This window comes from Xanthomonas sp. NCPPB 3583, assembly GCF_041475715.2.
GTDB lineage: Bacteria > Pseudomonadota > Gammaproteobacteria > Xanthomonadales > Xanthomonadaceae > Xanthomonas > Xanthomonas euvesicatoria.
Map to the genome: position 1 here is coordinate 4,069,907 of NZ_CM191263.1, position 11,460 is coordinate 4,081,366.

Annotated in this window: 11 protein-coding genes; 7 read left to right on the forward strand and 4 right to left on the reverse strand. The window is 64.6% G+C overall.

Going from position 1 to position 11,460, the window contains the following annotated elements; translation table 11 throughout:
- The first annotated feature begins 83 nt into the window (after nt 1–83).
- Nucleotides 84–545 (forward strand): H-NS histone family protein, encoded by a 462-nt coding sequence (locus ACCQ07_RS17390; protein WP_014091070.1) that lies wholly within the window; start codon nt 84–86, stop codon nt 543–545.
- A gap of 56 nt (nt 546–601) precedes the next feature.
- Here the strand turns inward: ACCQ07_RS17390 and ACCQ07_RS17395 are convergent, their stop codons facing one another.
- Nucleotides 602–1,861: a threonine/serine exporter family protein gene (locus tag ACCQ07_RS17395; protein WP_008576981.1), complete on the reverse strand. Its 1,260-nt coding sequence runs from the start codon at nt 1,859–1,861 to the stop codon at nt 602–604.
- A gap of 168 nt (nt 1,862–2,029) precedes the next feature.
- Here ACCQ07_RS17395 and ACCQ07_RS17400 point away from each other — a divergent pair, with 168 nt between their 5' ends.
- The 4 genes from ACCQ07_RS17400 (at nt 2,030) to ACCQ07_RS17415 (ending at nt 5,640) form a co-directional block, all read left to right on the forward strand.
- Nucleotides 2,030–3,142: an MlaE family ABC transporter permease gene (locus ACCQ07_RS17400; protein WP_008576978.1), complete on the forward strand. Its 1,113-nt coding sequence runs from the start codon at nt 2,030–2,032 to the stop codon at nt 3,140–3,142.
- Between the two features lie 85 nt (nt 3,143–3,227).
- Nucleotides 3,228–4,070: an ABC transporter ATP-binding protein gene (locus ACCQ07_RS17405; RefSeq protein WP_029820283.1), complete on the forward strand. Its 843-nt coding sequence runs from the start codon at nt 3,228–3,230 to the stop codon at nt 4,068–4,070.
- A gap of 2 nt (nt 4,071–4,072) precedes the next feature.
- Nucleotides 4,073–4,999: an MlaD family protein gene (locus ACCQ07_RS17410; RefSeq protein WP_008576973.1), complete on the forward strand. Its 927-nt coding sequence runs from the start codon at nt 4,073–4,075 to the stop codon at nt 4,997–4,999.
- Nucleotides 4,996–5,640 (forward strand): ABC-type transport auxiliary lipoprotein family protein, encoded by a 645-nt coding sequence (locus ACCQ07_RS17415; RefSeq protein ID WP_011348603.1) that lies wholly within the window; start codon nt 4,996–4,998, stop codon nt 5,638–5,640. The genes ACCQ07_RS17410 and ACCQ07_RS17415 overlap by 4 nt, the downstream gene beginning before the upstream one ends.
- 553 nt (nt 5,641–6,193) lie before the next feature.
- Here ACCQ07_RS17415 and ACCQ07_RS17420 read toward each other — a convergent pair.
- On the reverse strand, nt 6,194–6,793 hold the full coding sequence (locus ACCQ07_RS17420) for an alpha-ketoglutarate-dependent dioxygenase AlkB family protein (RefSeq protein ID WP_008576968.1): 600 nt from the start codon (nt 6,791–6,793) through the stop codon (nt 6,194–6,196).
- A 115-nt stretch (nt 6,794–6,908) separates the two neighbouring features.
- Here ACCQ07_RS17420 and ACCQ07_RS17425 point away from each other — a divergent pair, with 115 nt between their 5' ends.
- Nucleotides 6,909–8,558: an electron transfer flavoprotein-ubiquinone oxidoreductase gene (locus ACCQ07_RS17425; protein WP_372363496.1), complete on the forward strand. Its 1,650-nt coding sequence runs from the start codon at nt 6,909–6,911 to the stop codon at nt 8,556–8,558.
- Between the two features lie 30 nt (nt 8,559–8,588).
- Here ACCQ07_RS17425 and ACCQ07_RS17430 read toward each other — a convergent pair whose 3' ends face one another.
- The gene (locus ACCQ07_RS17430) at nt 8,589–9,221 is read right to left on the reverse strand and encodes a CoA transferase subunit B (RefSeq protein ID WP_372363497.1); all 633 of its coding nucleotides are present in this window, start codon (nt 9,219–9,221) and stop codon (nt 8,589–8,591) included.
- Nucleotides 9,221–9,952 carry a CoA transferase subunit A gene (locus ACCQ07_RS17435; protein ID WP_008576961.1) on the reverse strand — a complete coding sequence of 244 codons (732 nt, stop codon included), beginning with the start codon at nt 9,950–9,952 and terminating at the stop codon, nt 9,221–9,223. Before ACCQ07_RS17435 ends, ACCQ07_RS17430 begins: the two co-directional genes overlap by 1 nt.
- Nucleotides 9,953–10,086: 134 nt before the next feature.
- Here ACCQ07_RS17435 and ACCQ07_RS17440 point away from each other — a divergent pair, with 134 nt between their 5' ends.
- Nucleotides 10,087–11,433 carry a phosphohexomutase domain-containing protein gene (locus ACCQ07_RS17440; protein WP_136733937.1) on the forward strand — a complete coding sequence of 449 codons (1,347 nt, stop codon included), beginning with the start codon at nt 10,087–10,089 and terminating at the stop codon, nt 11,431–11,433.
- The last annotated feature ends 27 nt before the right edge of the window (nt 11,434–11,460 follow it).

The window sequence follows — 11,460 nt, forward strand, 5'->3', positions numbered from 1 at the left end:
TTTGTCACACCGGTTTTCTCACTTTATGATGGCCACCGCTGCCATGGACCGGCATTCTTTTTCTCTCATCTTCCGGAGCAGTGATGTCGATCGATCTTAGTGGCCTGTCGGCCAAGCAGTTGAGCGCCCTGATCAAAAATGCAAAGAAGCAGCAGACCGTGGTTGCCAAGCGCGCGCCGATCGCCAAGGTCCGCACGCAGCTGGTCCGCGCTGCAAAAGCCCAGGGTTATTCCATCGAAGAATTGTTTGGCGCTTCTGCCAGTGCCGGTCCGGGCCGTCCGGCGGGTGCCGGCAAGCCGGGTCCGCGTGCCGGCCGCAAGCTGGGCAAGGTGCCGCCGAAGTATCGCAACCCCGCCAACGCCCAGGAAACCTGGACCGGCCGTGGCAAGCAGCCGCGCTGGCTGGCCGAGTTGACCGCCGCCGGCAAGAAGGTGGAAGACTTCCTGATCAGCAAGGTCGGCGGTGCGAAAAAAGCAACCGCCAAGAAGGCCTCGCCGCGCAAGGCCGTCACCAAGCGCGCCGCCAAGAAGTCCAAGGCTGCCTGATTCAAACCAATAAAAACGCCGGCCATGCCGGCGTTTTTATTGCGGGGTGTTTGCCCTTATAAATTCTTGCGGGCCGGAATGAGCAGATTGCCAAACAGCAATCCGGCCATCAATGCCATCACGATATTGGTCACCGCCAAGAGTGCGGCTTGTCCGACGCTGACATCCTGTTGCTGCACCAAGGTCAAAAAGCCACGCAAACTGACGCTCCCGGGAACCAGCATGATGATGCCGGGCAACCGGATCAGCGCACCGGGCTTGTGGACCACGCGCCCGAATAAATTGCCCGCAGCGGTCAATGCCATTGCCGAAGCGAATACCCCGGCCGGACCACCCCAGGCATGTCCTGCATAACGCGCGATGACATAACCTGACATGGCCGCCGCCATGATCCATAAATAATCGCGTCGATTGGCCTTGAACAGCACCGCGAACGCATAAGCGGCCACCACCAGCGAGGCCCATTCCACCCAGCCGGCCTGCGGCCGCAGCGCGGCCACCTGGGGATGCAGGCCAACCAGCTGGGTCAGGGTCACCGCAATGACCGCACCTACGGTCAGCTTGAGCACCGTGGTGACCGCACCGGCCAGACGCGCGGTGCCGGAGACCCAGTGCTGGCTGGCCAGCTCGTTGAACGCATTGGTCAATGACATGCCGGGCAGCAGCACCACCAGCGAGGCGATGATCACCGTGTTGAGGTTCAACGGCCCGATCAGCGAGGCCACCAGCGCGGCCACCACGCCCGCCAGCAGACCGGCCAGCGCCTCGCCGGCTTCCTTGGTGGCAGCGCGCTTGTCGGTGTACTGGGTGAGCAGGCCGATTGACATGCCGATCGCCCCGGCCGTGGCGATATCCAGCCATGGCAGCTTCCACAGCCCGGCCACGCCGGCGGCGGCCAGCCCGAACGCCAGCACCTGCAGGGTCTTGCCGCGCCGGTCCACCTCGCGGTCCAGCCGGCGCAATGCGGTATGTCCTTGCGCGATGCTCATGCGGCCGTTGGCCACGCTGTCGGCCACATAATCGGCCACGCTGAGCTTGTAGAGATCGTTTTCGCCCGGCGCCAGGCGAATCACCCGGGTGATGTCGCTGGAACCGATCGCCTTGGTGGGGTCGCTGAAGCTCAGGATGATGCCGGTGGGGTTGGACCAGGGCTCGCAGTCCAGGCCCAGCTTCTGCGACAACCCCACCACCGCTGCTTCCAGCCGTTGCGCGGTGGTGCCATAGGAATGCAGGCGCCCGGCAATTTCGGACACGAAGGCGACGCGCTGGGCGTAGGTGGCGCTGGCGGACGGGAGGACGACGGTGGCAGCGGACATGCGTGGCGGGTCGGATCGGAGAAACGCCGTGTCCGGCGAGGCCGCCAGTGTATGCCGCAGCGCGCGTAGCCGGCGCCCTCATCGACGGCCATCGGCACACCGCTGCGGTTGCGTCCCCATCCGTCGCTCACATTGGCCCTGTATGCTGGCGCCACGGACAGGCCACCCATGATCAAACCGCAACCTCCACGCATCGAACAAGACTCGCAGGATCAGGCACAGGTCCGCCTCGCTGGCAGTTGGGTCCTGGCGACCGCCCTGCCTCAGGCAGAACTGCTGCAGGCCGTACCTGACGGGGTGCGCCGCATCGACGCGCGCGGCATCCAGCAGCTGGATTCGGCCGGCGTACTGCAGCTGCTGCGCTTTGCCGGCCGCATGGGCCTGAAGGAAGACGCGATCGATTTCCGCGATGAGCACCAGGCACTGGTGTGCACCATCGAGGAACTCAACGACGAGCGCCCCAAGCCCAAACGCGATTACGGCTTCGTCGCCGCGCTCGACCGCCTGGGCCGGGCCACGCATCGCGTCGGCCAGGACATCTTGGAGTTGAACAGTTTTCTGGGCGAAAACCTGGTCAAGATCATGCGGCTGATCCACGAGCCGCGGCGCTTCCGGCTGACCTCCACCGTGCATCACATGGAGCAGGTGGGCCTGGACGCGGTGCCGCTGGTGGTGCTGCTGTCGTATCTGGTGGGCGCGGTGATCGCCTTCCTGGGCTCGACCATCCTGCGCGACTTCGGTGCGGAAATTTACGTGGTGGAGCTGGTGTCCATCGCCTTCCTGCGCGAATTCGCGGTGCTGCTGACGGCAATTGTGTTGGCAGGCCGCACCGCCAGCGCCTTCACCGCGCAGATCGGCGCGATGAAATCGCGCGAGGAAGTGGACGCGATCCGCACCCTGGGCCTGGACCCGATCGACCTGCTGGTGATCCCGCGCCTGCTCGCGCTGATCTTCACCCTGCCGCTGCTGACCTTCATCGCGATGATCGCCGGCCTGGCCGGTGGCGTCACCGTGGGCGCGTTCGACCTGGATATTCCGCCGCAGATGTATCTGGCGCGCATGCACGAAACCATCCAGTTGCGGCATTTCCTGGTCGGGCTCTCGAAGGCGCCGTTGTTTGCGCTGGTGATCGGCCTGATCGGCTGCCTGGAAGGGCTCAAAGTCAGCGGCACCGCGCAATCGGTGGGCGAACGCACCACGTCCTCGGTGGTGCAGACGATTTCCCTGGTCATCATCCTCGACGCGATCGCGGCGTTGTGGTTCATGAAGATGGGGTGGTGATGAAGCCGGGATTAGACATGCGTGATTCGGGATTCGTACAAAGCCGCAGCGCGGCGCTTGCACTGGTATTGGAGAGGAAGGTGCTGTGACCACTCCCGAATCCCCACTCCCCAATCCCGGCCCACAGGCCGAGGCCGACGACGAACAGCTGGCGATTTCCGTGCGCGGGCTCACCAACCGTTTCGGTAGCCAGACCGTGCACGAAGACCTGGATCTGGATGTGCGGCGCGGCGAAATCCTCGGCGTGGTTGGCGGTTCGGGCACCGGCAAGTCAGTGCTGATGCGCAGCATCCTGGGCCTGCGCGAACCCGATGCCGGCAGCATCCAGGTGCTGGGCGCGGACGCGCGCTCGGACCGGTTCGCCGACCGCCAGCATATCACCCGCAACACCGGCGTGCTGTTCCAGGACGGCGCACTGTTTTCGTCGATGACCGTGGGCGAAAACGTGCAGGTGCCGCTGAAGGAACACCATGGCGAGTTTCCCGAGCGCTGGTATTTCGAACTGGCGCTGCTGAAGATTAAGCTCGCCGGCCTGCCGGCCGATGCGCTGGACAAGCTGCCTTCGCAATTGTCCGGCGGCATGCGCAAGCGTGCCGGCCTGGCACGTGCGCTGGCGTTGGATCCACCGTTGCTGTTCCTGGACGAACCCACCGCAGGGCTGGACCCGATCGGTGCGGCCGCCTTCGACCGTCTGATCCGCACCTTGCAGCAGGCCCTGGGCCTGACCGTGTTCCTGATCACCCACGACCTGGATACGCTGTACGCCATCTGCGACCGCATCGCGGTACTGGCCGACCGCAAGGTGATCGCCAACGCGCCGCTGGCCGAGGTCGAGCAGATCGATCACCCCTGGATCCAGGACTATTTTCACGGTCCGCGCGCCCGCGCCGCGCGCGCGGCCAAGACCGACTCCACCGAGACCGCCTGAGCATGGAAACCAAAGCCAATTACGTCCTGATCGGCGCCTTCACCATCGTGGCCGGCCTGGCCCTGCTGCTGTTCGGGCTATGGGCCGCCAAGTACTCCTCCGACCGCACCTGGCAGCAATACCGGGTGGTGTTCCGCGAGGCAGTGACCGGCCTGTCGGTCGGCAGCCCGGTGCAGTACAACGGCATCGCGGTCGGCTCGATCACCGAGCTGACCCTGGCGCCGAACGACCCGCGGCAGGTGGTCGCGCATGTGCGCGTCAACTCCACCACGCCGATCAAGAGCGACACCCGCGCCAAGCTGGCGATCACCAGTCTGACCGGCCCGTCGATCATCCAGCTCTCCGGCGGCACGCCCGAAGCGCCGGCGCTGACCAGCATCGACAAGAGCGACGCGCCGATCATCCAGACCACCCCGTCGGCGCTGCAGAACATCACCGACACCGCCAATCGCATCGTCGAGCGCATGGACCAGATGCTCTCGGACAAGAATGTGGCCAGCATTTCGGCCACGCTGCAGAACCTGGAGAAGATCAGCGGTGGCATCGCCGATCGCGACGAAGGCATGCAGGCACTGATCGTCAGCGCGCGCGACGCCGCGCGCAATCTGGACACCACCCTGACCACCACCAACGGCACCATCAAGCGGCTGGACCAGAACCTGGTGCAGCAGCTGCCGGGCATCCTGGAAAAACTCGATGCCACCCTGGTCAAGCTGGATTCGGCCGCCGGCAATGCCGACAACATCCTTGGCGAGAACCGCGCGGCCATCAATAGTTTTGCCAACGATGGGCTGGGCCAGCTCGGCCCCACACTGACCGAATTGCGCGGCCTGATCCGCGACCTGCGCCGGGTCAGCGACAAACTGGACAACAACCCTGCGCGCTACCTGCTCGGCCGCGACGCACCCAAGGAGTTCGAACCGAAATGACTGCCATGCGTGTGTTGCGTCCCCTGTTGTGCGTGTCGTTGCTGGCGCTGGGCGGCTGCTCGGTGCTGGCCGGAGGCGACAAGAAGCCGGCCACCATCTACGCCCCGACGGTGCGCGTGACGCCCAATCCCACCTGGCCGCAGGTGACCTGGCAGCTGGTGGTGGCCAAGCCCAGCGCCGCACGCGTTATCGACAGCCCGCGCATCAATGTGCGCCCGACCCCTGGCGAACTGCAGGTCTACCACGGCGCTGGCTGGGCACAGCCAGCCACCGACATGCTGGAAGACAGCGTGGTGCGCGCGTTCGAAGACTCCGGCAAGATTGCCGCGGTGGCCCATATCGGCACCGGCATCCGCTCGGACTACAAGCTGGCGATCGACCTGCGCCGCTTCGAATCCGATTACGCCGGCCAGTCGCTGCCCTCGGCCACGATCGAGCTCAACGCCAAACTGCTGCATTCGACCGACCAACGCGTGGTCGCCTCGCGCACCTTCCTGGTCGCGCGCCCGTCCACCGGCACCGATACCGCCGCAGTCGCGGTGGCTTTCGAGCAGGCGCTGACCCAGATCACCACCGAGCTGGTCGGCTGGACGCTAACCGCCGGGCAACAGGACAGCCAGAACGTGCCGCGTTCGTTGTAAGCGCAAGCGACAGGCTTGAAGCGGCTGACAGGCGACGTCACGCCGGTCTCTTGCAGAGCGGCTGATCTGTGCCATGGCTGCAGGGCGCTTACCCGCCCACCATCGCCAGCCACGCTGCAAGTACGTCCCTGCATGCTTCCTGGCGGCATCCATGCCGCCAAGGGCTCGGCGAGGCTAGGCGGGCAAGGACCAGTTGAGATGCTCGGTGTGCACAGCTTTCAAAAAAGCACGTAGCGGCTTCTCGACGCGGTCTGCTCGTTCTTCAACACAGCAGCCAGTCGACTGTCTGGGCGGGGCGTCCTCGCTCTTCAATCACGTCATCAATGCACTTTCTGGTGCGGTGTCCTTGCCGCTTGCGGGACCGTTGGCGGCATGGATACCGCCATCGAGCCCGCATGGATGGGTTCACGGCGTGTTACGCAAGCGGTGAGGGAACCGCGCACTCGATCCACTCATCGTTTGACCTGGATTGCTGGTTGCGCCCACGCAAGCTGCGGCCGACACGCCCACCGGGCTCACTGCCCAGGCGAGCGCGCTGCAAGTTGCTAGCCGCTCATGGCTGGGACACGCGCACCGCGATCTGACGAAAGGTCAGATTGATGCGCTCGTCGACCGGCTTGGCGGTGCGCGGCAAAGCGTGTTTGTAGTGGCGCTGGGTGTCGCCGCCCATCAGCAACAGGTCGCCGTGACCGAGCTCCAGCATTTGCTTCAGGGCCGCATCGTCGCGGTGCTTGAACGCAAAGCGCCGCGTCGCACCCAGGCTCACCGAGGCAATCAATGGCTGCGCGCCCAGCTCAGGCTCGTCGTCGCTGTGCCAGCCCATCGCATCGCTGCCACTTCGGTAGCGATTGACCAGCACGCTGTTGAACCGGTGACCGGTTTCGTCCTCCAGCCGCATGCGCACGGGCTGCAGCACCTCCAGCCAGGGCTGTGGCGAGAACCGTGTGCCCGAGTAGCGATAGCTCGCCTCCGGATCGCCGATCCAGCTGCTCAGGCGCGGCGAATCCACCATGCGTCCGAACATCCGGATGCGGTGCACCTCCCAGTGCGCCTGCGCCAGCAGCGCCTGCATCAGCGCATCGGCCTGCGCGGGCGGCAGCCAACCGCGCCACCAGTTGATCTCCGCCCCCGGCAATGCCACCCGAATCTTCATTCCGGAAACGCTAGCACGCAGCCCCGCATGGCGCGGATGAATCGACCCGATTTGCCGCCGTCACATGCAATCCCGGAAAATGCGCAACAGCCATCGAGCCAACGGGAGCGGAGCAATGTCGGAAGCGGGAGTGGGCGCACACGCGTCAGAGGCGGTCGAGCGCGACGTCATGGAATACGACGTCGTCACCGTCGGTGCCGGTCCGGCCGGGCTGTCGTTCGCGATCCGGCTCAAGCAGCTCGATCCGAACATCAGCGTCTGCGTGATCGAAAAATCCAGCACCATCGGCGCGCATATCCTCTCCGGTGCGGTGATCGAGCCCGGCCCGCTGGATGCATTGCTGCCAGGCTGGCGCGACAATCCGCCGCCGATCTGCGTGGCGGCCACCGACGACGAATTCTGGTTCCTCGGCAAGGACAGCGCACGCAAGTTCCCGGTGGTGCCGCCGGGCATGCGCAACCATGGCAACTTCATCGTCAGCCTGGGCGCGATGTGCGCCTGGCTGGCGCCGCAGGCCGAAGCGCTGGGCGTGGAAATCTATCCAGGGTTCGCCGCCGCCGAAACGCTGCACGACGACAGCGGCCAGGTGGTGGGCGTGCGCATTGGCGACATGGGTATTGCAAAAGACGGCACGCACAAGCCCGGCTACACCGCCGGCATCGACATCCGCGCCAAGGTCACCGTGCTGGCCGAAGGCGCGCGTGGCCACCTGACCAAGCGGCTGCTCAAGCGCTTCGACCTCACCGCCGACAGCGACCCGCAAGGCTATTCGATCGGCATCAAGGAGCTGTGGCAGGTGCCCGAAGGCCGCGTCACGCCCGGCAAGATCGTGCACACCATTGGCTGGCCAGCCGACAACCGCACCTACGGCGGCAGCTTCGTCTATCACCTGGACAACAACCAGATCGCGCTCGGTTATGTGAGCGGGCTGGACTACAGCGACCCGGCCTACCAACCGTGGGAAGCCTTCCAGCAATGGAAGAACCACCCCATGATCAAGCCGCTGCTGGAAGGTGGCAGCATTGTGTCTGCCGGCGCCCGCGCACTGGTCAGCGGCGGTTGGCAATCGCTGCCGAAAGTGGACATGCCCGGCGCCTTGCTCATTGGCGACACCGCCGGCCTGCTCAACGTGCCCAAGATCAAGGGCACCCACCAGGCGATTCGCAGCGGCATGCTGGCCGCCGAACACCTGGTGCAATCGCAGCTGGCGCCGCAGGGTTTCGATGCCACATTGCGCGCCTCCGACGTCATGGCCGAGCTGAAGCAAGTCCGCAACATCAAGCCCGGTTTCAAGAAGGGCCTGTGGTTCGGCCTGCTCAACGCGGCCTGGGAAACCGCGCTCAAGGGCGCTTCGCCGTGGACGCTGAAGAACAAACCCGACTGGTCGGCGCTGCACAAGCTCGGCGAGTACGAACAGCCCAAGCGCGACTACGTCACCCGCGATCTCGCCCCGCGCGATCGCCTGCAAGCCGTATATTTCGCCGCCACCGAGCACGATGAAGACCAGCCGGTACATCTGAAGGTGTTGGACACCGATGTATGCGCCACCCGCTGCGTGACCGAATACGACAACCCCTGCACCCGTTTCTGCCCGGCCAACGTCTACGAAATGGTCGCAGACACCGCCAGCCCCTCCGGCAAGCGTCTGCAGATCAACGCGGCCAACTGCGTGCACTGCAAGACCTGCGACATCAAGGACCCGTACGAAATCATCACCTGGGTCACGCCGGAGGGTGGTTCTGGTCCGAACTACCAGAATCTCTAAAAGCCAGGGGCCTGACAGGCCCCTGCTTATTTATGCGGCAATGAATGCAACGCCTGTTTTTTTGCGCAGTTCCTCCAGCTCCACTCCATCGGCGTGTTCAACCAGCACCAATCCATCTGCAGTGACATCGAACACCGCTAGATCGGTAATGATGCGGTCCACCACGCCGACGCCGGTCAGTGGCAGGTCGCATTCGCGCAAGATCTTGTGGCTTCCGTCCTTGGCGACGTGCTCCATCAACACCACCACGCGTTTGACGCCGGCCACCAGATCCATTGCACCGCCCATGCCCTTGACCATCTTGCCGGGCACCATCCAGTTGGCCAGATCGCCACGGTCGGTGACCTGCATTGCGCCGAGAATCGCCAGGTCGATGTGGCCGCCACGGATCATCGCGAATGAATCGTGGCTGCCGAAATAGCTGGCACCGGCGCGGGCGGTCACGGTCTGCTTGCCTGCATTGATCAGGTCTGCATCCACTTGGTCTTCGCTTGGAAACGGGCCGATGCCAAGCAGGCCGTTCTCCGACTGCAGCCACACATCCACACCGTCGGGGATGTGGTTGGCGACCAGCGTCGGCAGGCCGATGCCCAGGTTGACGTAGGCACCATTGGTCAATTCGCGTGCCGCGCGTGCGGCCATCTGGTCTCTGGTCCAGGCCATCACTGCTGTCCTTCGCGCACGGTGCGCTGTTCGATGCGTTTTTCCGGCGTGGCGTTGAGCACCAGGCGGTCCACGTAAATGCCGGGCAGATGGACCTGATCCGGATCGATATCGCCCAGCTCCACGATGTCCTCGACCTCGGCGATGCACACGCGTCCGGCCATGGCGCAGGCGGGATTGAAATTGCGCGCGGTCTTGCGAAATACCAGGTTGCCGGCGGTATCGGCGCGCCATGCCTTGACCAGCGCCACGTCGGCCTGCAACGCGGTTTCAAGCACGTAATGCTTGCCGTCGAACTCGCGCGTTTCCTTGCCCTGGGCCACGATCGTGCCGTAGCCGGTGGCGGTGTAAAACGCAGGAATGCCCGCGCCACCGGCGCGCAAACGCTCGGCCAGGGTGCCTTGCGGATTGAACTCCAGCTCGAGCTCGCCCGCCAGGTATTGGCGTTCGAATTCCTTGTTTTCGCCCACGTAGGACGAAATCATCTTGCGGATCTGCCGGGTGGCCAATAATTGACCAAGCCCGAATCCGTCGACGCCGGCGTTGTTCGAGATCACGGTCAACCCGCCGATCCCACTGTCGCGCACGGCTGCAATCAATGCCTCCGGGATTCCACACAACCCAAAGCCGCCCACCGCCAGGGTCTGACCATTGGCCAGTACCCCGTCCAGTGCTGCCTTGGCATCGGCATAGCGTTTGCCGCTTGCCGCACCACGTCCGTCACTGCGCATCACCGCCCTCACCTCGCTGATGTGAAGCGCCCATTCTATCCGCTGACTGTTCCCTGTCCCCGGTCGCAATTCCGCCACACCCAAGACACGGCGCAGCCGCTAAACTCGGGCGTCCCCCACTTCAGGATTTGCCCATGACGCTACCCGCCTTCAAGGCCTACGACATTCGCGGCCGTGTGCCGGATGAACTCAACGAGGACTTGGCCCGCCGCATCGGCGTGGCGCTGGCGGCGCAGCTGGATCAAGGGCCGGTGGTCCTGGGCCACGACGTGCGCCTGGCCAGCCCGGCGCTGCAGGAAGCGCTTTCGGCCGGCCTGCGCGCCAGTGGCCGTGAAGTGATCGACATCGGCCTGTGCGGCACCGAGGAAGTCTATTTCCAGACCGATTACCTCAAGGCTGCCGGCGGCGTGATGGTGACCGCCAGTCACAACCCGATGGACTACAACGGGATGAAGCTGGTCCGCGAGCAAGCGCGACCGATCAGCTCGGACACCGGTCTGTTCGCCATCCGCGACACGGTCGCGGCCGATACCGCAGCGCCGGGCGAGCCCACCGCCAGTGAGCAGAGCCGCACCGACAAGACCGCGTACCTGGAGCACCTGCTCAGCTACGTGGACCGCAGCACGCTCAAGCCGCTCAAGCTGGTGGTCAATGCCGGCAATGGCGGCGCCGGTCTGATCGTCGACCTGCTTGCGCCGCATCTGCCGTTCGAGTTCGTGCGCGTGTTCCATGAGCCCGATGGCAACTTCCCCAACGGCATTCCGAACCCGCTGCTGCCGGAAAACCGTGACGCCACCGCAAAGGCGGTCAAGGACAACGGCGCCGATTTCGGTATCGCGTGGGACGGCGACTTCGACCGTTGTTTCTTCTTCGATCACACCGGCCGCTTCATCGAAGGCTATTACCTGGTCGGCCTGCTGGCCCAGGCGATCCTGGCCAAGCAGCCGGGCGGCAAGGTCGTGCACGACCCGCGCCTGACCTGGAACACGGTCGAGCAGGTCGAAGAAGCCGGCGGCATTCCGGTGCTGTGCAAGAGCGGCCACGCCTTCATCAAGGAAAAGATGCGCAGCGAAAATGCCGTCTACGGCGGCGAGATGAGCGCGCACCACTATTTTCGCGAGTTCGCCTACGCTGACTCCGGCATGATTCCGTGGCTGCTGATCGCCGAACTGGTGTCGCAGTCGGGCCGTTCGCTGGCCGATCTGGTCGAAGCGCGCATGCAGAAATTCCCCTGCAGCGGCGAGATCAACTTCAAGGTGGCCGATGCCAAGGCCTCCGTTGCCCGCGTGATGGAGCATTACGCGTCGTTGTCGCCGGAGCTGGATTACACCGACGGCATCAGCGCCGATTTTGGCCAATGGCGTTTCAACCTGCGGAGCTCCAATACCGAGCCGCTGCTGCGCCTGAACGTGGAAACGCGCGGCGATGCCGCACTGCTGGAAACGCGTACGCAGGAAATTTCCGCCTTGCTGCGCGGCTGATCTACCATTCTCCCCCACCTTTGACGC